Here is a 21,912-nt window from a genome sequence, read left to right as displayed (position 1 = left end):
CGCTCTTCCCCTTCGGACGAGCTGAGCAGCGCAGGGCTTGGGGGCAGCGTGCGCAGCACGCCTCGTCCTCTGACTTCGCGCCGCCTGTTTGAACGCAGCGGCCGCAGGCCGCGTAGTGAGTTGGGCGCGAGCCCCCAAGACCGAGCAGCGGAAGGCAGCCCTCGCGCAGCGAGGGCCGAGGAGGCAGGGTCGCTTTCTTTGCCCCCTTTCTTTGTCGACACAAAGAAAGGGGGTCGGCCGCCGGGCCGAACTCCCGGCGCGGCCTCACGCAGTGAATCAACCGCTACGACAAAGCGAAACAGTGGACCCCGGCGTGCGCCGGGGTGACGCGAAACGATCAGCACAGGGCTTCGATACCTCAGCCTGAGCGGGTGGAGATGCGCGAGCAGAAGGCTTCGCCGCGCAGGCGGTGGCATGCCCGCAATGGAACCCGGCGTCGTGCGCTACGTGCTCCCGCGCACGATCAACTCATACCCCACATCGACGCACGTCTGCGCCAGCGGCTCGCGCCGCATCAACTGCAGCAGCATGCGCGCCGCCTGCTCCCCGATCTCGGTGCGCGGTGTGTGCACCGTGGTCAGCGGCGGCAGCATCTGGTCGCTGCCGTTCAGGTCGTTGAAGCCTGCCACCGCGATGCGCTGCGGCACCTTGACGCCCAGCCGCAAGGCTGCCAGCAGGCCCCCTTGGGCCAGGTCGTCGTTGCAGAAGAAGATGGCGTCCACCTCGGGGTGGGTCTTGAGCAGGTGCTCGAACAGCTGGCCGCCCAGCGCCAGTGACGAGCCCTCGGGGTTGAGCAGCTCCAGCTTCGGGTCGTAGAGGCCGGCGTCTTTCAGGCAGCGCCGGTAGCCCTCGGCACGCTGCATCACGCGCGGGTCGAGTTGCGCCGCCACGAAGGCGATGCGCTTGCGTCCGCGCGCCAGCAGGTGCGCCGTGATGGCGTGGCCCGCATCGGCTTGCGAGAAACCCACGCTGTGCACGCCTTCGGCCGGCGTGGTCTCCATCAGGTGGACGCAGGGCACGCCGCTCGCGGCGATGAGGCGGCGGCTGGCCTCGGTGCGGTCGAAGCCGGTGACCAGCAGGCCGGCAGGGCGGTGCGCCATGTAGCTGTGCAGCAGCAGCTCTTCTTCGCGCGGGTCGTAGTGGGTCACGCCGATCAGGGTCTGGTAGCCGGCGGGCAGCAGGGTGCTGTGCACCGCCTCGAGCAGGTCGACGAAGAGGGTATTGCTCAGCAGCGGGATCAGCACCGCCACGTGCGAGCTGCGGCTGCTGGCCAGCGCGCGCGCGGCGGGGTCGGGCACGTAGCCCAGGCGCTCGGCCGCTTCGCGCACCCTGGCGACCAGCTCGGCGCCCACGCTGCGCTCACCGCGCAGCGCGCGTGACACGGTGATCGGGCTGACGCCAGCCGCCGAAGCCACATCGCCCAGGGTGACGCGGCCGGAGGCGCGGGGCCGTCGGGAAGTGTTCATCGTGTGGAGGCTACGGGTTTGCCCGCATGGAGATTGGATTCGATGCGCCTAGGATAGCGCTGTCCAATCACTCTTCGCAAGCAGTCGAACCGCAGGGTTACCCTAGGAGACTTGTGATGGGTGGAGGGCTTTTCGGCGTGTGCAGAGCGCCTTTTTATTCGAGTTTATGGATAGCGCTGTCCTGACAATGACACCTTCCGCAGTTTTCATGGGCGTGGCCGGTTGCGGCAAATCGAGCACGGCGCAGGCGGTGTCCGAGAAGATGGGCTGGACGCTGATCGAAGGCGACGACTTCCACGCCGAAGCCAGCAAGGAAAAGATGCGCCAGGGGGTGCCCCTCGCGGACACCGACCGCGCGGTGTGGCTCGCCACGCTGGGCCGGATGCTGGCCGCACACCAGCGCCAGGGCCAGCCGGCGGCGCTGACCTGCTCGGCCCTCAAGCGCAGCTACCGCGACCTGCTGCGTGCGCACTGCCCCGGGCTGCGCTTCGTCTTTCTGGAGATCGACAAGCCCCATGCGCTGGAACGCGTGGCGGCCCGCTCTGCCTCTCACTTGTTCCCCCCCAGTCTGGTCGACAGCCAGTTCGCCACGCTGGAGCCGCCGCGCGGCGAGCTGGGGGTGTTGTGCATCGACGCATTGCTGCCGCGCGAGGTGCTGGCGCAGCGCGTTGCCGACTGGCTGAGGACCACACCATGAACCGACACGACGCACCCCGCAGCCTGGCGCAACGACTGGCCGAGAGCGCGATGGCGTTCACGCTGGGCGTGATGGCATTGGCCGTCTTCATCAACGTGGTGCTGCGCTACGGCTTCGGCAGCGGCATCGCGGCCAGCGAGGAGCTGTCGCGCCTGCTCTTCGTGTGGATGGTGTTCATTGGCGCGACGGCGGCGTACCCGCTGGGCGAACACATGGCGTTCACGAGCCTGCTGCGGCCGCTGCAGTCGCGGCCCGCGGTGCTGACGGCGATGACACGCGTGATCCACGCCCTGGTGGTGCTCACCTGCGTGCTGCTGGGCTGGGGCGCATGGCAGCAGGTGGTGGTGGGCCTGGACAGCAAGAGCGTGGTGCTCGGCTACCCGGTGGCCTTGCTGCCACTGCCCGCGCTGCTGTGCGCGGCTGCCATCGGCGTGATGGCGCTCATCGACCTGGTGCGCGGCAAAGCGATCGACTTCGGCCACGAGTCCGAAGTCGAGTGACGGGCGAAAGAAGGGGAACCGACCATGAACCAAGGCCTCGTCGCCGTCATCTTCATCGTTGCCATGCTGGGCCTGATGGGCATCGGCGTGCCCATGGCCTTTGCGCTGGTGCTCACCGGTGCCTCGATGGCCTGGGTGCTCGGCTTCTGGGACACCCAGCTGCTGGCGCAGAACCTCGTGGCCGGCATCGACAGCTTCCCGCTGCTGGCTGTGCCCTTCTTCATCCTGGCCGGTGAGTTGATGAACGCGGGCGGCATCAGCCGCCGCATCATCGGCATGGCCCAGGCCTGGGTGGGGCACATCCGCGGCGGCCTCGGCTTCGTGACCATCGGCGCGGCCATCCTGATGGCCAGCATGAGCGGCTCGGCCCTGGCCGATACCGCGGCGCTGGCGACCATCCTGCTGCCCATGATGCGTGCCCACGGCTATCCGATGGCGACCAGCGCCGGGCTCATCGCCTCGGGCGGCATCATCGCGCCCATCATTCCGCCCTCGATGCCCTTCGTGATCTACGGCGTGACCACCAACACCTCGATCTCGGCGCTCTTTCTCTCGGGCATCGTGCCGGGCCTGATCATGGGTGCCGGGCTCGTGATCGCCTGGAAGCTGCAGCTGCGCGGCATGACGCTGGTCGAGAACCTGCCGGTGCCGATGGGGGAACGCATCACCACCACCATCAAGGCGTTCTGGGCGCTGCTGATGCCGGTCATCATCATCGGCGGCATGAAGACGGGCGTCTTCACGCCCACCGAGGCCGCGGTGGTGGCCGCGGTCTATGCGATGGTGATCGCGTTCTTCGTGCATCGCGAGATGACGCTGCCGCAGTTCCACGGCGTGCTGGTGCGTGCCGCCAAGACGACCGCGATCGTGATGTTTCTCTGCGCCGGCGCTCAGGTCACGAGCTACATGGTGACGCTGGCCGACCTGCCGGCCACGCTCACCGAATGGCTGGGCCCGCTGGTGCAGCACCCGCGCACGCTGATGGCGGTGATGATGGTCGTGCTGGTGCTGATCGGCACGGCGCTCGACCTCACGCCGACCATCCTGATCTTCGCGCCGGTGATGCTGCCGATTGCCGTCAAGGCGGGCATCGACCCGGTGTACTTCGGCCTGATGTTCGTGCTCAACGGCGCCATCGGCCTCATCACGCCGCCGGTGGGCACGGTGCTCAACGTGGTGGCCGGCGTGGGCCGCTTGCGGCTCGACCAGGTCATCAAGGGCGTGAACCCCTTCCTCATCACCTACCTCGCGATCCTCACGCTGTTCGTCTTGTTCCCGCAGCTCGTCACCGCGCCCGTCAAGTGGATGCGGTAAACCATCCCAGGAGACACACCATGAAACTCGTCCGTCGCACCCTGCTCGCCGCGCTCGTCGCAGCCTGTGCCGCCCCTGCCTTCGCGCAGGACATCAAGCCGCGCCTCATCCGCTTCGGCTACGGCCTCAACGAGGTGTCGAACCAGGGCCGCGCGGCCAAGGTCTTCGCCGAAGAGGTCGACAAGCTCTCGGGCGGCAAGATGAAGCTGCGCGCCTTCGGCGCCGCGAGCCTGGGCACCGACGTGCAGATGCAGCAGGCGCTGATCGGCGGCGCGCAGGAGATGATGGTCGGCTCCACCGCCACGCTGGTGGGCATCACCAAGGAGATGGCGCTGTGGGACACGCCCTTCCTGGTCAACAACGCGCAAGAGGCCGACGCGCTGCTCGACGGCCCGGTGGGCACCAAGGTCAAGGCCAAGCTCGAGGAGAAGGGCCTGGTCGGGCTGGTGTACTGGGAGAACGGCTTCCGCAACCTCACCAACAACAAGCGCGCGGTCACCAAGCTCGAAGACCTGGATGGCATCAAGCTGCGCGTGATGCAGAACAACGTCTTCCTCGACAGCTTCAAGACCCTGGGGGCCAACGCCGTGCCGCTGCCCTTCAGCGAGCTCTTCTCGGCACTGGAGACCAAGGCGGTCGACGGGCAGGAGAACCCGTTCAACACCATCCTCTCGAGCAAGTTCTACGAGGTGCAGAAGTACCTCACCGTCACCAACCACGTCTACAGCCCGTGGATCGTGACCGTGAGCAAGAAGTTCTGGGACGGCCTCTCGCCGGCCGAGAAGAAGGTGCTCATGGACGCCGCGGTGAAGAGCCGCGACTTCGAGCGCAAGGACACGCGCGACGAAGCGGCCAAGGCGCTGGCCGACCTCAAGGGCAAGGGCATGCAGATCAACGAGCTGTCACCCGCCGAGGCCAACCGCATGCGCGAGAAGCTGGGGGCGATCAACAAGTCGATTGCTGACAACGTGGGGCAGGATCTCTGGAACGAGACGCAGGCGGAGCTGGCCAAGATCCGCAGGACGTGATGGGGTGAGATGGGTGCGGGGCTTCGATGCCTCAGCCTGAGCGGGCGGTGTGTATTCGGAGGCCCCGCACGCCACCATCCGCTCAGGCTGAGGCATCGAAGCCCCGCTCAGGCCGCGGCATGCCGCCTACTGCGATACGTGGATCACATCTCGCACCACGGGATAGATCTGGTTCTTCCACCGCCTCCCGCTGAACACACCGTAGTGCCCCACGCCGGCCTGTACATAGTGCGTGCGCATGTAGGGCCGCAGGCTTGAACACAGGTCCTGCGCGGCCAGCGTCTGCCCCGTCGAGCAGATGTCATCGCGCTCACCTTCCACCGTGAGCAGCGCCGTGCGGCGGATGGCCGCCGGGTTGATGGTGCGCCCGCGGAACTTGAGCTCGCCCAGCGGGAGGGCGTACTCCTGGAACACCAGGCTCACCGTCTCCAGGTAGAACTCGGCCGGCAGGTCGGCGACCGCGAAGTACTCTTCGTAGAACTTGCGGGTGTGCTCGGCCTTCTGCAGCTTTTCTTCGTCGGGGTCGGCCAGGTTGGCGTAGTACTCCTTGAAGGCCGTCATGTGGCGGTCCTTGTTCATCGCCATGAAGGCGGTGAGCTGCATGAAGCCGGGGTACACGCGCCGCCCGCCGCCGGCAAAGCGCCAGGGCACCTGGCTCACCAGGTTGTTCTCGAACCAGTCGATGCCCTTGGTCATGGCCAGCTTGTTGACCTCGGTCGGGCTGATGCGGCAGTCGATGGGGCCGGCCATCAGCGTGAGGCTGGCTGGGGTGGCGATGTGGTTGTCTTCGGACATCAGCGCCACCGCACTCAGCGCCGACACGCAGGGCTGGCAGATCGCCATCAGGTGCGCGCCGGGGCCGATCACGCCGAGGAAGTCGATCAGATGTTCTGTGTACTCGTCGAGCCCGAAGCGGCCGGCCGAGAGCGGCACATCGCGCGCGTTGTGCCAGTCGGTGATGTAGACGTCGTGGTCGGGCAGCACGGTTTCCACCGTGTCACGCAAGAGCGTGGCGAAGTGGCCCGACATGGGCGCCACGATCAGCACCCGGGGCTGCGGCGTGGGCAGGCTCAGCTCTTTCTTGAAGTGGAGCAGGGTGCCGAAGGGCGTGACGTGGGTGGCTTCTTCGGTGACGGGCACCGGCTCGCCCTTGTACATGACGCTCGCGATGCCGAAGGGCGGCCGCTTGTGGGTGATCTCGCCCAGCTTCAAGACGGCACAGGCAGCGGCCAGCTTGCGGTTGGCGTCGAGGTCGGCCCAGCCGAAGGTGTTGTCCTGCAGCACGGGGAGGGCGTTCTTGGCCAGGGTGCGCCAAGGCCACATCAGATCCGTATGGGCTTGGTAGGCCTGGTACATGCGGTCTCCTCGCATTGTTGATGGGCGTGCAACAGCAACTTGCGCGCCAGCGAAGGGCGCGTGGCGATGCACAGAGATGGCACACGCCTTGCAAGTTGCCCGCGCCACGTCATGCCCTGCCAGGAGACACCGCCTATGCCACCAGTCGCCACCAAGACCGCAGCCAAGAAGACGGCCAGCAAGCCCGCAGCGGCCAAGCGACCGGCCAGCAAACCGGTGGCCACGCTGAGTCTCTCCAGCAAGAACTATTCGTCGTGGTCGCTGCGCGGCTGGCTGATGGCCAAGTTCGCAGGGCTGGAGTTCGACGAGGTGATGGTCTCGCCCGACGACGCCGACGTGCGCAAGGAGCTGCTGCTGCTGGCCCCGTCGATCCGCGTGCCCTGCCTCACGCACGAGGGCGCCCGGGTGTGGAACACGCTGGCCATCGCGCAGTACCTCGACGAGATCAAGCCCAACGCGGGCTTGATGCCGGCCGACCGCATCGCCCGCGCGCACTGCCGCTCGGTCAGTGGCGAGATGAACTCGGGCTTCGCCAACCTGCGCGCCTCGCTGCCGATGAACCTCAAGGCGCATCACCCCGGCTACAAGATCTGGGCCGGTGCGCAGCCCGACATCGACCGCATCATCGAGATCTGGACCGAGTGCCTGGCCACCTACGGCGGGCCCTATCTCTTCGGCAGGCAGCGCACCATGGCCGACGCGATGTACGCGCCGGTGGTCACGCGTTTTCTTACCTACGACGTGAAGCTCAACAAGCCCTGCATCCAGTACTGCCAGACCATCATGGCGATGCCGGAGATGAAGGAGTGGGTCGCGGCGGCGAAGGCCGAGCCGGACGACATCGAAGAACTGGATATGGATTTTTGATGGAGCCTGCGGTAGCGCGGCCTTTGCGCTCGCCGCGCACCACCATCCGCTCAGGCTGAGGTATCGAAGCCCGGCACGGCCTGAGCGGGGCTTCGATACCTCAGCCTGAGCGGTTCTTGCTACTTCCAGGGCGTGAAAGGCGGCACGTCACAAGGCGCCGGCATGTCCACCGTCTTGAAGTCCGCCGGGCTCACGATCTCCAGGTACTCCATGTCGGGCGAGTAGTCGAACAGGTAGTGCACGATGCCTGGCCGCTGGTGCACGCAGTCGCCCGCTTCGACCAGCGTCTCCTGGTCGCCGTACATGAACCGGGCCCAGCCCTTGGTCATGATCACGATCTGGAATTCCGCCTCATGGCGGTGCCATCCGGTGCCCTTTTCGGGTGCCATGTTGGCCTTCACCAGATGCGCGATCACCTTGCCGTGCGTGGCCTCGGCCACACCCAGATCCTTGTAGAGGAAGAAGTCGCGCAGCCCGTCGCTGCGCCACCCGGTGTCTTCGGGCTTCACATGAGAGAACGTGGTCATGGTGACGTCCAGCATCGCAGGCCTCCAGGCGGGTTTGATGCGGCGCACCATGCATGAAGCGTTCCATATTCCGTGCATTTTTTGAGGGATCGCAAGGCGGCGCTGCCCAGGCGGACCGGCAGGGGAGACGGCCGGGAACAAGCGCCTGCCCAAGAGATCGGAGAATGCGGGTTGCCACACCGGGCCGGGCCCGGACACACCAAGACCGAGAAGATGCACATGAAGCGTTGGAGATTCCTTCACCACCTGGGCCGTGCCGCGCTGCTGGCGCTGGTTGGCCTGCTGGGGGCCACTGGGGCGGCGCGGGCCGCCGATGACTTCCTCGACCCGGAGCAGGCCTTCCGCCTCTCGGCTCGCACACTGGACGCGCAACGTATCGAAGTGCGCTTCGACATTGCTCCAGGCTATTACCTCTACCACGAGCGCCTCAAGGCCGAGGTTGAGCCGGCGGCGGTCAAGCTGGCCGAATTGCAGATTCCCAAGGGCAAGGTCAAGTACGACGAGACCTTCCAGAAAGACGTCGAGTACTTCCGCGATGCAGTCACCCTGGTGGTGGTGCTCCAGGACGCGCCGACGGGTGTGTTCAAGCTGAGCCTGGGCAACCAGGGCTGCGCCGACAAGGGGCTGTGCTACGCGCCGCAGAAGCGCGGCTTCAAGGTCGAGCCGGGCCAGGGCCCGGGGGGTACGCCGCGCTTCACCTATCTCAACGAAGCCCAGGCCGAGGCCTGGAAGCCGGGCGAGGCCGTGGGCCTGAAGGCTGCGTTGACGAGCGCGCCGGTATCGACCGCGAGCCTCGCCGCGATGTCGAGTGTCGCCAACCCTGCGCCGCCCGGTGCCGCAGGCAACGCAGGCGATGTCTCTTCGCGCGCCCTGCAGTCGGGCAACGCGGCCTGGGTGGTGGGCCTCTTCCTGCTGATCGGGCTGGGCCTGTCGTTCACGCCCTGCGTGCTGCCCATGCTGCCCATCCTGTCGTCGATCATCGTGGGGCAGGGCAGCACACCGCCCAGCAAGGCGCGCGGCTTCTCGCTGGCGCTGGCCTATTCGGCGGGCATGGTGCTGGTCTACACCGGCTTCGGCGTGGCCTCGGCCCTGGCCGGCCAGGGCCTGGGCCAGGCGCTGCAGAACGCGTGGGTGCTGGGGGCATTCGCACTGGTGCTGGCGGTGTTCTCGCTCTCCATGTTCGGCTTCTACGAGCTGCAGATGCCTGTGGCCTTGCAGAACGCCCTCAGCCACCGCTCGCATGCCCTCAAGGGTGGCGAGCACCTGGGCGTGTTCCTGATGGGCAGCATCTCGTCGCTCATCGTCGGGCCTTGCGTGGCCGCGCCGCTCGCCGGTGCGCTGGTCTACATCGGACAGACCGGCGACGTGGCCCTGGGCGCCACGGCCCTGTTCTCCATGGGCGTGGGCATGAGCGTTCCGCTGCTGCTGGTCGGGCTGTCAGCGGGTGCGCTGCTGCCGCGTGCCGGTGCGTGGATGGTGCACGTGAAGCATGCCTTCGGCGTGATGCTGCTGGCGGTGGCGGTGTGGCTGGCCGCGCCCGTGCTGCCGGGCTGGGCGGTGATGCTGCTGAGCGCGGCCGTGCTGGTGGTGGCGGCCATTTGCCTCGGCGCCTTCAAGTCCGTGCCCAAGTCGGCCACGCCGGTGCGCTTTCTCGCCAAGGGGGCCGGGCTGCTGCTCGGTCTCTTCGCTGTGGCCCAGGTGGTGGGCGCGGCGACCGGCGGGCGCGACCTGGCGCGGCCACTGGCCCATCTGCGCAGTGGTGCGCAGGTAAAGGGCGCGGAGCTGCCGTTCCAGACGGTGCGCAGCGTGGCCGAACTGGAGGCCGCCGTGCGTGCCTCCACCAAGCCGGTGATGCTCGACTTCTATGCCGACTGGTGCGTGGCCTGCAAGGAGTTCGAGAAGTTCACCTTCACCGATGGCGCGGTGCGCCAGCGCCTGGCCGGCATGACGCTGCTGCGCGCCGACGTCACCGCCAACAACGACGACGACAAGGCCTTGCTCAAGCGCTACACGCTCTTTGGCCCGCCAGCGCTGCTGTTCTTTGCCCCGGCCGGCGACGAGATCGCCGGCTCGCGCGTCATCGGCTACCAGGACGCGCGCGAGTTCAGCGCCCAGCTCGACCGGATGGGCGCGTCGCAGGTGGGCCTGAAGTAGCCCGCGCATGACGACCCGCTTCGACCGCCTCGACGCACTGCGCGCCACCGCCATCCTGTGGATGGCCGCGTTCCACTTCTGCTTCGACCTGAACCACTTCAAGTTCATTTCGCAGAACTTCTACAAGGACCCGTTCTGGACGGTGCAGCGGGTGGTGATCGTCAGCCTGTTCATGTTCTGCGCCGGCATGGGCCAGGCCATCGCGTGGGAGCAGCGCCAGGGCTGGCAGCGCTTCTGGCGGCGCTGGGCGCAGGTGGCGGGCTGCGCGCTGCTGGTCACGGCGGGGTCGTACCTGATGTTTCCGCGCAGCTACATCAGCTTCGGCGTGCTGCACGGCATCGCGGTGATGCTCATCATCACCCGACTGACCGCAGGCTCGGGCCGCTGGCTGTGGCTGATGGGTGCCGTGGCCATCGCGCTGCCGCACCTGGTGCAGCACAGCTTCTTCGACACGCGGCTCACCAATTGGGTGGGACTCATCACGCGCAAGCCCGTCACCGAAGACTATGCCCCGGTGCTGCCGTGGATCGGCGTCATGTGGTGGGGCATGGCCGCCGGGCAATGGGTGCTGGCGAACCGGGGCGAGTGGCTCACCGGTGCGCTGCCCCGGCCGCTGGCGCCCCTGGCCACGCTGGGCCGCTGGTCGCTCAGCTTCTACATGCTGCACCAGCCGGTGCTGATCGGCATCTTGATGGCGGTGCGGGCGCTGTCAGGGTGACGACGCGTCTTTGTCGTGCTGGAGCTCGTCGAGCTCGATGTTGAAGAGCTGGCTCACCAGCTTGTGAAAGTTGGCGCGATCCTGCGCCGAACCGTGCATGGCCAGCCTGCCGAAGCGCTCGATCATCCGGTGCGCTTCGCCGCCGACCTGCGATGAAGCCATTTGCATCAGCAGCAGGATCTCGCGCTCCGTCGGGGCGCGGAACTTCGACAGGTGGTGTTCCTGCATGTCGGCCTGCAACTGCGAGAAGGGGTCTCCCTTCACGGCCTGGGCCGCGTGCGCCAGGCCCTGGCCCAGGCGGGACAGCGGCTTGGAGATGGATTCAAACTCGGCCTCGCTCACGCCGGAGAGTGTCTGGATGACGTTGGAGGCGCGCTGGGCAATGAGGTTGAGAACGGCCTGGATCGTGCCTTGTTCCCGCTTGAGGGTGAGGCAGTCCACGAGGCCGCACAGATCCAGGAACAGCTCTCCCGGCCGCAGGTAGATGGCCAGGCCGGTCGGGCTGGTGAGGATGGCGATGAGGCGCGTTCGTTCTTCTGCGAAGACGTCCTGCTCCAGATCCATCGCCGACACGTTGGTGTACAGGAAGGCCCGGTTGCGCAAGGCCAGCGCGAGGCCCGCGAGCGAGGCCAGGTCGATCTTGATCTGCTCGACCGACTTGTGCTCCGAGCGCTCCGACTCGATCACCGCAATGATGGCGATCGCACCGACCACCAGGGCAAAGATGGTGGCAATGGCGGTGGCGATCGCAGAGACAGCCTGCACGTAGGCCGTGGTGTCGGCCAGCGTGGTGAACTGGCCGAAGTGCTTGACCAGGTCCAGCCCGAACGGGTTGTACCCGTAGAGGCTGGCCAATGACATGAGGGTGAGAACGAGGGACAGGGCCGCGACCAGCACGGCAGCCAGCAGGTACTTGCGCATGGAAGCCCTCCCTCGGCGCTTGCTTCGCCGATGCAGCGCAGTCTAGGCGCGGAGGGTTCCTCTGTCAGCAGTTCGCTCGTCAGTCGCGCCCGCAACGCCGCTCGTTGACCAGGCAGCGCGCGTAGTCCGGGTCGGTCTTGAGCAGGTGCATCGCGCGGGCGGCGAAGGCATCGTCGGCGAAGTCGGCGAAGACACCGTCCACGCCCAGGGCGTAGAAGGCCAGGTACTCGTTGACCGGGCTGCCGGCGTAGTTGCTGGCCAGGCGCTTCTGCTCGCTGCGGAAGGTATACGGGTGCACCAGCAGGCCGGCCTTGTGGGCGTTGGCCACGATGTCGGTGGCGGGCGTCAGCACGCGGTCGCGCTCGTCGATGAGGCCGTCGCCGTTGCTGTCGGCGCAGCCGCTGCCGGCCAGCACTTTGCACTTGCTGCTGATGAGGTAGGTCTTCCAGGGGCCGACGCCGTCGGCATAGGTGCGCACCTCGGCCAGGCCTTGCGGCGTGAGCAGATCCTTGAACAGTCCTGCGCGGCCGGAGACGACCCAGTCATAGGGCTTGTCGTAAGGCTTGTTGAAGGCCAGCGAGCCGTCGGCGTTCACGTCGTCGGCATCCACCAGCTGTACCAGGCGCACGCTGGTGCGTGAGCGCAGGTACTTGAGGTTGGCGGTCTCGAAGGACTGGATGAACACCGGCGCGCCGCGGTGGTTCCAGCCGGCGCGCGTGAGCACGGCCAGCAGGCGGTCTTCGAGCGGCAGGCCGATCTGCTGGTGGTAGGTCGGGTGCTTGGTCTCGGGGTAGATGCCGATCGTGCGGCCTTCTTCGCGCGACTTGCGCTTCACGAGTTCGATCACCTCCTGCAGCGTGGGGATCTCGAACTTGCCGTTGAACGACGGGTCGCGGTCGCCCAGCGGCTGCACAGCGCGCAGCTGCTTGATCTCGGCAAGGGTGAAGTCGCTGGCCCAGAAGCCATCGGTCTCCACGCCGTCGAGCACGACCTTGCGGCGGCGGTTGGCGAACTGCGGCAGGTCCTTGACGTTGGTGGTGTCGACGAGGTTGGGCTCGTGGCGGGCGATCAGGTGGCCGTCCTTGGTGGCCACGAGGTCGGGCTCCACATAGTCGGCCCCGAACTGGATGCCCAGGGCGTAGTTCTCCAGCGTGTGGTCGGGCAGGTAGCCGGTTGCGCCGCCGCGATGGCCGATCACGAGCGGCGGAGCATCGTGGTTGTGGCGGTGTGCGGCCTGGTCGGCAAAGGCCGGCTGGGCGCAGCCGGCGCAGGCGAGGGTGGCGGCCAGGGCCAGCCGCAGGTTCTTCCAGGAGGTCATGGTGTTGTCTCCGTGTTGAGGTGGACGAGAACCATAGGCCCGGGCGATGACACCGCCGTGAATGGGGAGATGCCGGAGCGGCCGCCCTGACACATGTGTCAGTTGAGCCGGGTGACCGGTGCGGATACGGTTACCCCATCGAGGAAAAGCAGTTGAGAACACACAAGATGAGAAAGATGTCGGTGCAGCAGTTCGGCGCGGCGGGCATGGCCCTGGCCGCGGCGGTGATCCTGGCCCTGGCCGCCTTCGCCTGGGAGTTCGCGCAGCGCACCGTGGCCGCCGCGGCCTACGTGAGCCACACCCACCAGGTGCGCGGCGTCATCAACGACCTGGAGGCAAGCCTGTACCGTGCCGAGGCGGGGCAGCGGGCCTTTCTCGCCACGCGCAACCTCGCCTACCGCAGCGAGCGCAACGTGGCGCTCGACCTGCTCGACAAGGGCCAGGCCGACCTGGCACGCCTCACCGCCGACAACCCGGAGCAGGCTGCGCGCACGGCCGACCTGCGCCGCGAGCTGCTGGTGCGCACCCAGCTCTACCGCCAGAGCGAGGCGCTGATCCTGAACGGCACCGACTTCTCGCCCGAGCAGCGCATCGAGATCGGCGCACAGGCGCTGAACAACCTGCGCCCGCTGATCGACGCCATGAGCGACGAAGAGGCGCGCCTGCTCACCCGCCACGTGGACGACGAGCGCCGGCATGCGCGCATCACCGCGTGGCTCTTCGGTTCCTTCGTCGTGCTGCTCCTGCTGCTGCTGCCGTTGGTCTTCTGGCGCATGGTGCGCGACCTGAGCGCGCGCCAGCAGGCCGAGGTGCAGGTGGCCGAAGAGCGCGCCTACGACACCCTGCACGCCCGCGCGCTGACGCTCTACAACGCCGAGAACCGGCGCGAGGCCGTGCTCCAGGGCACGCTGGCGCTGGTGGCCGAGAACCCGTTGTTCCCGGTGAGCGCGTTCTACGCCCACGAGGAGTGGGGCGGCGCGCTGCGCCTGGCGGCCTCGCGCGCGGTGCCGGCCGACATCCGGCCCACGCTGCGGCTGGACGAAGGGCCGGTGGGCGCTGCCGCACGCGAAGGCCGGCCGGTCTACCTGGAAGGCTTCGACGCCGCCGACGGGCTGCGCATCGAGACCGGCCTGGCCGCGGTGAAGCCTGCCGCCATGCTGATGTGCCCGGTGCAGCACCAGGGCCGCCTGCTGGGCGTGCTGGCCCTGGCCGCCAGTGCGCGCCTGACCGACCGCGACCGCGAGTTCGTCGACCGCCTGTGCTCGCAGCTCGGCGTGGCCTTGCACAACCTCGGGCAGCTCGAAGAGCTGTCGCTGCTGGCCGAACAACTGCGCAGCCGCGGTGAAGACATCCAGCGCAAGAACGCCGAGCTCGAGCGCGCGAACCGCATGAAGAGCGAGTTCCTGGCCAACATGTCGCACGAGCTGCGCACGCCGCTGAACGCGATCATCGGCTTCTCCGAGATCATGAAGGACGGCCTGACCGGCCCCTTGCCCGCCGAGCAGCGCGAGTACGTGACCGACATCCACATCAGCGGCAAGCACCTGCTCTCGCTGATCAACGACATCCTCGACCTGTCCAAGGTCGAGTCCGGCCACATCGCGCTCGAACTCGAATCGGCCGACCCGGCCCAGCTCGCGGAAGGCACCCTGTCGGTGCTGCGCGAGCGCGCGGCTGCCACGCGCGTGCGCCTGGGTGTCGCCTGCTCCGAAGGGCTGGGCTGGCTGCGCCTGGACCCGCGCAAGGCCAAGCAGGTGGTCTACAACCTGGTGTCCAACGCGCTCAAGTTCACCCCCGAAGGCGGCAGCGTCACGCTGGCGCTGGAGAAGGTCTCGCGCGAGCAGGTGCTGCTGGCGCGCGACGGCCTGGGCACGCGGGTGTTCGAGCCGGTGGAGCAGGGCCATGAGCGCTTCCTGGAGATCCGCGTCAGCGACAACGGCATCGGCATCGCGCCCGACGACCTCGGCAAGCTCTTCCAGGCCTTCGTGCAGATCGACTCCTCGCTTTCGCGCCAGTACACCGGCACGGGTCTCGGGCTGACCATGGTCAAGCGCTTGGCCGAATTGCACGGCGGCGGGCTCATGGTGCGCAGCGTGCCGGGTGGTGGTTCGGTCTTCACGGTGTGGCTGCCCTGGCGCGAGGCCGAGGCGCCGCCCCCAGAGCCTGCACTGCCGCCGGTGTTGATGCCCGCCGAACCGGCCGGCCGCGGTGCCGGCCCGTTGGTGCTGGTGGTCGAAGACGACCCGCGTGCTGCCAACCTGATGCGGGTGCAGCTGCAGGCGCAGGGCTACCGCGTGGAGTTCTCGCACAGCGCCGAGGAAGGCCTGGTGCGTGCCGCCGAGCTGCACCCGGCGGCGCTGGTGCTCGACATCGTCCTGCCCGGCATGGACGGCTGGGACATGCTGGCCCACCTGAAGGACCGCGCCGACACCAGCCACATTCCGGTGGTGATCGTCTCCATCACCGACGAAGCGCAGCGCGGCTTCGCGCTCGGTGCAGCGCAGGTGCTCATCAAGCCGGTGACGCAGGGCGACCTGCTGGCCGCCCTGGCCGCCGCAGGGCTCGATGCCCCGCCGGCCGATGCGCGCGTGCTGGTGGTGGACGACGACCCCAAGGCCGTGGCGCTGGTCAGCAAGCACCTGCAGAGCGCAGGCTACTCGCCGATGGGCGCCTACGGCGGGCAGGAAGCGCTGGACCTGGTGCGCAGCGACCCGCCGGCGCTCATCGTGCTCGACCTGATGATGCCGCAGGTGTCGGGCTTCGACGTGGTGCACGGGCTGCGCGGCCACGCGGCCACGGCCGATATCCCCATCATCGTGCTCACCGCCAAGTCGCTCACGCGCGACGACCGCAGCCTGCTCAGCGGCAAGGTGCAGCAGGTGATGGAGAAGACGAGCTTCCATTCCACCGCGCTGGTGGCCGAGGTCAAGCGCGCGCTGGCGCGGCGCCGGCGCCTGCATGACCACACCAGCGCCTGAAGGAGACGGTCGACATGGCAACCATCCTCGTGGTCGAAGACAACCTGCAGAACCTCAAGCTCGCGCAGCTGGTGCTCAACAAAGCCGGGCACGCCGTGCTCTCGGCCGACAGCGGCGAGGCCGGCCTCGAGCTGGCCAGCGAGCGGCAGCCCGACCTGGTGCTGATGGACGTGCAGATGCCCGGCCTGGATGGCCTGGCCGTGACCAGGGTGCTCAAGAACAGCCCGCGCACGGCGCACATCAAGGTGGTGGCGCTCACCGCGCTGGCGATGAAGGGCGACGCCGAGCGCATCCTCGCCGCCGGCTGCGACGCCTACCTGGCCAAGCCCTACCACTACAACGACCTGGTGGCGGTGGTGCGGAACACGCTCGCCTGACGACTAACATCGGAGGATGAGCAGCAAGATCCTCTTCGGCTTCCACGCCATCACGGTGCGCCTCAAGACGGCACCCAAGTCCATCCTCGAGATCCACGTCGACGCCACCCGGCGCGACCAGCGCATGCGGCAGTTCGTCGAGCGTGCCAAGGAGGCCGGTGTGCGCTTCGTCGACAGCGACGACGAGCGCTTGCACAAGCTGTGCGGCACGCATCGCCACCAGGGCGTGGTGGCGCGCGTGGAGCCGGTGGCGATGAGCCATTCAATCGACGACACGCTCGACGCCATCGACGGCCCGCTGCTCCTGCTGGTGCTCGACGGCATCACCGATCCGCACAACCTGGGCGCCTGCCTGCGGGTGGCCGACGGAGCCGGCGCACATGCCGTCATCGCCCCCAAGGACCACGCCGTCGGCATCAACGCCACCGTGGCCAAGGTGGCCAGCGGTGCGGCCGAGACGGTGCCGTACTTCATGGTGACCAACCTTGCGCGCACGCTCAACGAACTGAAGGAGCGCGACATCCGCATCATCGGCACCTCCGACAGCGCGCAGAAGTCGCTCTACGAGATCGACCTCACCGGCCCGGTGGCCCTGGTGCTGGGCGCCGAAGGGGCGGGCATGCGCCAGCTCACCGGCAAGACCTGCGACGAGTTGGTGCGCCTGCCGATGAAGGGCTCGGTGGAGAGCCTGAACGTGTCGGTGGCGTCAGGCGTGTGCCTGTACGAGGCGCTGCGGCAGCGCGGCGGCTGACATGGACGGGACGAGCGCCGGGCCGTTCCCAAGCCGTCCCGTGATCCCCCCGGGGGATCGGCTGATGTACCCGTCGGCCGAGGGGCAGGCATGATGGACGAGCCGGCTGCGTCGTTGAGGTCGGCAAGACAACTCCTGTTGGGTGCGCGTTCCCTGTGCGTGCTGACCGGCGCCGGCATGTCGGCCGAGAGCGGCATCCCAACCTTCCGCGATGCGCAGTCGGGCCTGTGGGCCCACTTCGACCCGATGCAGCTCGCCAGCCCCGAGGGCTTCCGCGCCGACCCATCTCTGGTGTGGGAGTGGTACGCCAGCCGCCGCGAAGGCGTGCGCGCGGCGCAGCCCAACGCCGGCCACCTGGCGCTGGCGCGCTTCGCCCGGCAGCACACCGGTCGCGTGCACATCGTCACCCAGAACGTGGACGACCTGCACCAGCGCGCCGGCAGCCCTGAGGTGATCCGCCTGCACGGCGACATCCTGCAGGACACCTGGTTCAAGCGCTGCCGCCGTGACCCGGTGTGCGACACCGCTCAGGCGCAGCCCGGCAGCCCGCCACGCTGCGCAGAGTGCCGCAACCGCGTGCGCCCGGGTGTGGTGTGGTTCGGTGAGATGCTGCCGGTGGCAGCGCTGTCGGCGGCCGAGCGGCTGGCCGACAGCTGCGATGTGATGCTGGTGGTGGGCACCTCCGGTGCGGTGTACCCCGCGGCCGGCCTGGCGGGCCGCGCGCGCAGGGCGGGTGCCAAGGTGGTGATCGTCAACCCCGAGCCCAGCGAGATCGACAGCGAGGCCCACCTGCTGCTGCGCGGCACCGCGGCACACTTGTTGCCTCTGCTGCTCGACCTGGACTGAAAGGCGCGCCATGCCCGTGATCGAAGTCAAGCACCCGCTCGTCAAGCACAAGATCGGCCTGCTGCGCGAGCGCGACATCTCCACCAAGCAGTTCCGCGAACTCACCAACGAACTCGGCCGCCTGCTGGCCTACGAGGCCACCGCCGACTTCCCGCTCGAGAAGACCACCATCGACTGCTGGAGCGGGCCCGTCGAGATCGACCAGGTGCGCGGCCGCAAGGTCACCGTCGTGCCCATCCTGCGCGCCGGTTTGGGCATGCTCGACGGGGTGCTCGACATGGTGCCCAACGCCAAGGTGAGCGTGGTGGGCCTGAGCCGCAACCACGAGACCTTGCGACCCGAGCACTATTTCGAGAACTTCGTCGGCCACCTGGATGAGCGCACCGCGCTCATCGTCGACCCGATGCTCGCCACGGCCGGCTCGATGATCGCGACCGTCGACCTGCTCAAGCGCCGTGGCTGCACCGACGTGCGTGCGCTGGTGCTGGTGGCGGCACCCGAAGGCGCCGCCGCGCTGCAACGCGAGCACCCCGACGTGCGCTGCTGGACAGCCGCCATCGACAGCCACCTCAACGAGCAGGGCTACATCATTCCCGGCCTCGGCGACGCGGGCGACAAGATCTTCGGCACCAAGTAGAAAGACCCGAAAACCCCTCGGGCGCGCTCGGTCAAACCGGCGTCACAGGCATACCCGATATTCGGTTTCCCTGGTGGGTGAAGCGATGTTGCGCCGCGATAAAAACCTTTACGTTTCTTCGCTGCCCAACGGCTTGTCCCCGCGCTCCCCGGCCGGTAAGGTCGCTCGTTCAAAAGCGCAAAGGAAACTCTGATGAAGAACCCATTTCGCTTCTGGATGACCAGCGGCGTGGCCATCATGGTGGCCGCCGTCAGCGGTGGCCGCAGCTTCGCGGCCGAAGAGCGCGTGGCGCCCACGCGCCTGAGCCGCTTCAGCGTCTCCGAGACCGTGCAGCGCATCGAGGCCACCGCGCTGCGCCATGGCATGCACGTGCTGGCCTGCCTGCCCCAGCAGGCGGCTGCGATCGGGGGTGAATCGCAGCCCTACGTGATCGTCCTGGAGTCTTCGCAGGGCGGCACACCGGTGCAGATGGAGACGCCCGATGCGCAACCCGACTTGCTGCTCAGCGTGTACCTCAAGCCGGGCCGGCAAGGCACCGAAGTCTTCCTGCACGAGGGCGCCTTGCGCGACCTGCCCGAAGACCTGCCCGCGCAGGTGCAAAACGATCTGGCCGACCTGCCAGCCATGCTCGACGAAGCGCTGGGCGCTTAAGCCCGCCCGCCGCTCTTCACCATCTGCCGCTGCGCCCACAGGCTGAGCGCGATCGCCACCACCATCCAGGCCAGCGCGATCCAGTGCAGGCTGCTGTAGACCGCATGGCCGGTTTGTCCGAGGGCCGTGTGGGCGGCGACCACCGCGCCGCCACCCGCCGCACCGATCGCCTGGCCAAGGTAGATGGCCGAGGTGTTGAGCGCCATCAAGGCGGTGGCGAGTTCAGGCGCCGCCAGCCCGAGGCGGGCCTGCTGCGCTGAGTTGGCCGCGAAGCCGCCCAGGCCCCACGGCACCATCACGATGGCGATGCCCACCACCGTCACGGCCAGCGGCCAGGCCAGCATGCTCAGGGCCATGGCGCTCAGCGAGGCCGCGACGATGCGGGCTGCGCCGATGCGGTCGATGTAGCGCGACAGCAGCAGGTTGCCCCCCAGGCCCAGGGCACCGACCCAGAAGAACAGGAAGCTGGTCTCCGCCGCGTCGGCGCCGATCACCTGGCGGTAGTAGGGCGCCATGTAGGCGAAGAGCGTGAACTGTCCGGCGCCCGAGAGGGCCGTGACCAGCACGATGGCCATCAGCACCGGGTGCGTGAACACCTCGCGCCACGCGGCCAGGCGCATGGCCGGTGGCTTGACGCCATCGGGCATGACCTTCCACAGCCACCACGCCGCACTGCCCGACAGCACGGTGACCAGCCAGAAGGCCCAGCGCCAGCCGAAGCGCTCGCCGATGAAACTGTGCACCGGCATGCCGACGACCGAGGCCACCGACCACCCGAGAAAGATGAAGATGATGGCGCGCCCGCGCTCCTCGGGCGGTGCGACAAAGCCGATGGCGGCAGCGGCCTGCGGCGTGAACACCGCCGCCGCCACCACGCACAGGGCGCGCAAGGGCAGCAGCAGCGCGTAGTTGGGCATCAGCGCGCACAGCGCATGGCCGACTGCGAACCACACCAGTGCCAAGGTGAGCAGGCGCCGCCGGTCCCAGCCGCCGACCAGCGCGGCCAGCACCGGCGCGCCGAAGCACATCAGCGCTGCGGCCACCGCGATGAGTTGCCCACCCAGCGCCACGCTCACGTCGAGCGAGCGCACCAGGTCGTTGAGCGAGCCGGCCACCACCATCACGCCGCAGCCGATGGAGAAGTTGCCGAACATCAGCGCCCAGCGGGCGCGGGTGAGTTGTTGGTGGGCCGTGAGCGCCGTTGCGCTCATCCTCTCAGCACTTTCAGCGCGGCCGGATTCACGATGCCCGTCGGGTTGCCGTTGACGAAGTTGACGACATTGTCGAACGCCGCGCCGAAGTAAAGCTCGTAGCTGTCCTGCTCCACGTAGCCGATGTGCGGCGTACACACCGCGTTCTCCAGCCGCAGCAGCGGGTGGCCTTGCAAGATGGGCTCGGTCTCGAACACGTCGACCGCCGCCATGCCGGGGTGGCCGCGGTTGAGGGCAGAAACGAGGGCGCCTTCCTCGATCAGCTCGGCGCGCGAGGTGTTCACGAGCAGCGAGGTGGGCTTCATGCGCGAGAGGTCGTCGAGCTTGACCATCCCGCGCGTGGCATCGGCCAGGCGCAGGTGCAGGCTCAGCACATCGCTGGCTTCGAAGAGGGCCTCGCGTGACTCGGCGGTGGTGAAGCCCGCGGCGCGTGCGCGCTCGCGCGAGTTCTCTCCGCCCCACACCAGCACGTTCATGCCGAAGGCGCGGCCATAGCCCGCCACCAGCTCGCCGACGCGGCCGTAGCCCCAGATGCCCAGGGTCTTGCCCTTGAGCACCATGCCGATGCCGAAGTTGGGCGGCATCGAGCCGGCCTTCAGGCCCGACTGCTGCCACGCGCCGTGCTTGAGGTTGCCCACGTACTGCGGCAGGCGCCGCATCGAGGCCATGATCAGCGCCCAGGTGAGTTCGGCCGGCGCCACCGGCGAGCCCACGCCCTCGGCCACCGCGATGCCCAGGCGGGTGCAGGTCTCGATGTCGATGTGCGGGCCCACGCGCCCGGTCTGCGCCAGCAGCCTGAGCTTGGGCAGCTTCTCCAGCAGCTGCCGCGGGAAGTGCGTGCGCTCGCGGATCAGCACCAGCACCTCGGCGTCGCGCAGGCGCACCGAGAGCTGGCCGATGCCCTTGACGGTGTTGGTGAAGACCTTTGCGTTGAGGTGCTCCAGCCGGGCGGCGCACTTGAGCTTGCGGACCGCGTCCTGGTAGTCGTCGAGGATGATGATGTTCATCAAGAGGGCACTGCGTAAGGTGACAAGTCATTGTGCCCGCTCCGCAGTAGCATCCGGGCTCTCAGAAACACGGAGACACCATGTCCATCACCATGTATTCGGCCAGCGTGCCGGTGTTTGTGCGCAAGCTCGGCAGCCTGTCCAAGTGGATCGACAAGGCCGAGGCCCATGCCCAGGCCAAGAAGTTCGACGGCGCCGTCTACCTCGCCGCGCGGCTCGCCCCCGACATGCTGCCCTTCACCAAGCAGGTCCAGATCGCCTGTGACACCGCCAAGTTCTGCGTGGCGCGACTGGCTGGCGTCGACGCTCCCAAGCACGAAGACAACGAGACGACGCTGGCGCAGCTGAAGGAGCGCATCGCCTCCACGCTGGCGTTCGTCCAGTCGGTGCCCGAAGCCAAGATCAACGGTTCGGACGACAAGGACATCTCCGTGCCGCGCCGCGACGGTGTGCTGGCGATGAAGGGCGAGGCCTACCTCGACCACTATGCGCTGCCCAACTTCTACTTCCACGTGACCACCGCCTACGGGCTGCTGCGCCACAACGGCGTGGAGCTGGGCAAGGGCGACTTCCTCGGCCTGAGCTGAG

General features: G+C 68.0%; 21 protein-coding genes. 14 read left to right on the top strand and 7 right to left on the bottom strand.

Features of this window, described 5'->3' with window-relative positions:
• Positions 1 to 443: 443 nt before the first annotated feature.
• Positions 444 to 1,466, bottom strand: a complete 1,023-nt coding sequence (gene gntR, locus VFL64_RS02365; RefSeq protein WP_489538777.1) for an HTH-type transcriptional regulator GntR — start codon at positions 1,464 to 1,466, stop codon at positions 444 to 446.
• A 187-nt stretch (positions 1,467 to 1,653) separates the two neighbouring features.
• On the opposite strand from gntR, the gene VFL64_RS02360 reads away from it, so the two are divergent.
• Genes VFL64_RS02360 through VFL64_RS02345 form a run of 4 tightly spaced genes read left to right on the top strand, consistent with a single transcriptional unit; the run spans position 1,654 to position 5,005 of the window.
• Positions 1,654 to 2,163: a gluconokinase gene (locus tag VFL64_RS02360; protein WP_489538776.1), complete on the top strand. Its 510-nt coding sequence runs from the start codon at positions 1,654 to 1,656 to the stop codon at positions 2,161 to 2,163.
• Positions 2,160 to 2,663, top strand: coding sequence for a TRAP transporter small permease subunit (locus VFL64_RS02355; RefSeq protein ID WP_489538775.1), 504 nt, complete (start codon positions 2,160 to 2,162; stop codon positions 2,661 to 2,663). The genes VFL64_RS02360 and VFL64_RS02355 overlap by 4 nt, the downstream gene beginning before the upstream one ends.
• A gap of 24 nt (positions 2,664 to 2,687) precedes the next feature.
• The gene (locus VFL64_RS02350; protein WP_489538774.1) at positions 2,688 to 3,977 is read left to right on the top strand and encodes a TRAP transporter large permease; all 1,290 of its coding nucleotides are present in this window, start codon (positions 2,688 to 2,690) and stop codon (positions 3,975 to 3,977) included.
• Between the two features lie 20 nt (positions 3,978 to 3,997).
• Entirely contained in the window at positions 3,998 to 5,005 is a 1,008-nt protein-coding gene (locus tag VFL64_RS02345; RefSeq protein WP_489538773.1) for a TRAP transporter substrate-binding protein, read from the top strand.
• A gap of 126 nt (positions 5,006 to 5,131) precedes the next feature.
• On the opposite strand, the gene VFL64_RS02340 is transcribed toward VFL64_RS02345, so the two are convergent.
• Complete coding sequence (locus VFL64_RS02340) at positions 5,132 to 6,361, bottom strand: polyhydroxyalkanoate depolymerase (RefSeq protein WP_489538772.1); 1,230 nt, start codon at positions 6,359 to 6,361, stop codon at positions 5,132 to 5,134.
• A 135-nt stretch (positions 6,362 to 6,496) separates the two neighbouring features.
• Here VFL64_RS02340 and VFL64_RS02335 point away from each other — a divergent pair, with 135 nt between their 5' ends.
• Complete coding sequence (locus tag VFL64_RS02335) at positions 6,497 to 7,228, top strand: glutathione S-transferase (protein ID WP_489538771.1); 732 nt, start codon at positions 6,497 to 6,499, stop codon at positions 7,226 to 7,228.
• Positions 7,229 to 7,347: 119 nt separating this feature from the next.
• Here VFL64_RS02335 and VFL64_RS02330 read toward each other — a convergent pair whose 3' ends face one another.
• Entirely contained in the window at positions 7,348 to 7,770 is a 423-nt protein-coding gene (locus tag VFL64_RS02330; protein WP_489538770.1) for a cupin domain-containing protein, read from the bottom strand.
• Positions 7,771 to 7,974: 204 nt separating this feature from the next.
• On the opposite strand from VFL64_RS02330, the gene dsbD reads away from it, so the two are divergent.
• Positions 7,975 to 9,909, top strand: a complete 1,935-nt coding sequence (gene dsbD / locus VFL64_RS02325) for a protein-disulfide reductase DsbD (protein WP_489538769.1) — start codon at positions 7,975 to 7,977, stop codon at positions 9,907 to 9,909.
• Positions 9,910 to 9,916: 7 nt separating this feature from the next.
• Positions 9,917 to 10,627 carry an acetyltransferase domain-containing protein gene (locus VFL64_RS02320; RefSeq protein ID WP_489538768.1) on the top strand — a complete coding sequence of 237 codons (711 nt, stop codon included), beginning with the start codon at positions 9,917 to 9,919 and terminating at the stop codon, positions 10,625 to 10,627.
• Here VFL64_RS02320 and VFL64_RS02315 read toward each other — a convergent pair.
• Both VFL64_RS02315 and VFL64_RS02310 read right to left on the bottom strand, forming a co-directional pair.
• On the bottom strand, positions 10,619 to 11,548 hold the full coding sequence (locus VFL64_RS02315; protein ID WP_489538767.1) for a hypothetical protein: 930 nt from the start codon (positions 11,546 to 11,548) through the stop codon (positions 10,619 to 10,621). The two genes, VFL64_RS02320 and VFL64_RS02315, sit on opposite strands and share 9 nt — an antisense overlap.
• Before the next feature lie 79 nt (positions 11,549 to 11,627).
• Positions 11,628 to 12,866 carry a glycerophosphodiester phosphodiesterase gene (locus tag VFL64_RS02310; protein ID WP_489538766.1) on the bottom strand — a complete coding sequence of 413 codons (1,239 nt, stop codon included), beginning with the start codon at positions 12,864 to 12,866 and terminating at the stop codon, positions 11,628 to 11,630.
• 167 nt (positions 12,867 to 13,033) lie between these two features.
• On the opposite strand from VFL64_RS02310, the gene VFL64_RS02305 reads away from it, so the two are divergent.
• The 6 genes from VFL64_RS02305 to VFL64_RS02280 all read left to right on the top strand — a co-directional run bounded on the left by VFL64_RS02305 (position 13,034) and on the right by VFL64_RS02280 (position 19,106).
• Positions 13,034 to 15,844, top strand: coding sequence for a response regulator (locus VFL64_RS02305; RefSeq protein WP_489538765.1), 2,811 nt, complete (start codon positions 13,034 to 13,036; stop codon positions 15,842 to 15,844).
• Between the two features lie 14 nt (positions 15,845 to 15,858).
• The gene (locus VFL64_RS02300) at positions 15,859 to 16,221 is read left to right on the top strand and encodes a response regulator (RefSeq protein ID WP_489538764.1); all 363 of its coding nucleotides are present in this window, start codon (positions 15,859 to 15,861) and stop codon (positions 16,219 to 16,221) included.
• 16 nt (positions 16,222 to 16,237) lie between these two features.
• A complete protein-coding gene (gene rlmB / locus VFL64_RS02295) occupies positions 16,238 to 16,972 on the top strand; it encodes a 23S rRNA (guanosine(2251)-2'-O)-methyltransferase RlmB (protein WP_489538763.1) in 735 nt (244 codons plus the stop codon).
• Positions 16,973 to 17,062: 90 nt separating this feature from the next.
• Positions 17,063 to 17,818: an SIR2 family NAD-dependent protein deacylase gene (locus VFL64_RS02290; RefSeq protein ID WP_489538762.1), complete on the top strand. Its 756-nt coding sequence runs from the start codon at positions 17,063 to 17,065 to the stop codon at positions 17,816 to 17,818.
• Between the two features lie 10 nt (positions 17,819 to 17,828).
• A complete protein-coding gene (upp, locus tag VFL64_RS02285; protein WP_489538761.1) occupies positions 17,829 to 18,455 on the top strand; it encodes a uracil phosphoribosyltransferase in 627 nt (208 codons plus the stop codon).
• 192 nt (positions 18,456 to 18,647) lie between these two features.
• Positions 18,648 to 19,106 (top strand): DUF302 domain-containing protein, encoded by a 459-nt coding sequence (locus tag VFL64_RS02280; RefSeq protein WP_489538760.1) that lies wholly within the window; start codon positions 18,648 to 18,650, stop codon positions 19,104 to 19,106.
• Here the strand turns inward: VFL64_RS02280 and VFL64_RS02275 are convergent.
• Together VFL64_RS02275 and VFL64_RS02270 are read right to left on the bottom strand one after the other, a co-directional pair.
• Entirely contained in the window at positions 19,103 to 20,317 is a 1,215-nt protein-coding gene (locus VFL64_RS02275) for an MFS transporter (RefSeq protein WP_489538759.1), read from the bottom strand. The two genes, VFL64_RS02280 and VFL64_RS02275, sit on opposite strands and share 4 nt — an antisense overlap.
• Complete coding sequence (locus VFL64_RS02270; protein ID WP_489538758.1) at positions 20,314 to 21,324, bottom strand: D-2-hydroxyacid dehydrogenase family protein; 1,011 nt, start codon at positions 21,322 to 21,324, stop codon at positions 20,314 to 20,316. Before VFL64_RS02270 ends, VFL64_RS02275 begins: the two co-directional genes overlap by 4 nt.
• Positions 21,325 to 21,404: 80 nt before the next feature.
• Here VFL64_RS02270 and VFL64_RS02265 point away from each other — a divergent pair, with 80 nt between their 5' ends.
• Positions 21,405 to 21,911, top strand: a complete 507-nt coding sequence (locus VFL64_RS02265; RefSeq protein WP_489538757.1) for a DUF1993 domain-containing protein — start codon at positions 21,405 to 21,407, stop codon at positions 21,909 to 21,911.
• Position 21,912 lies beyond the last annotated feature (1 nt).

This window comes from Rhizobacter sp. (genome assembly GCF_035702065.1).
In the GTDB taxonomy this organism is placed as follows: domain Bacteria; phylum Pseudomonadota; class Gammaproteobacteria; order Burkholderiales; family Burkholderiaceae_C; genus Rhizobacter.
The sequence above is the reverse complement of the archived record's forward strand: the minus strand, read 5'-3'. Positions and strand labels throughout refer to the sequence as shown.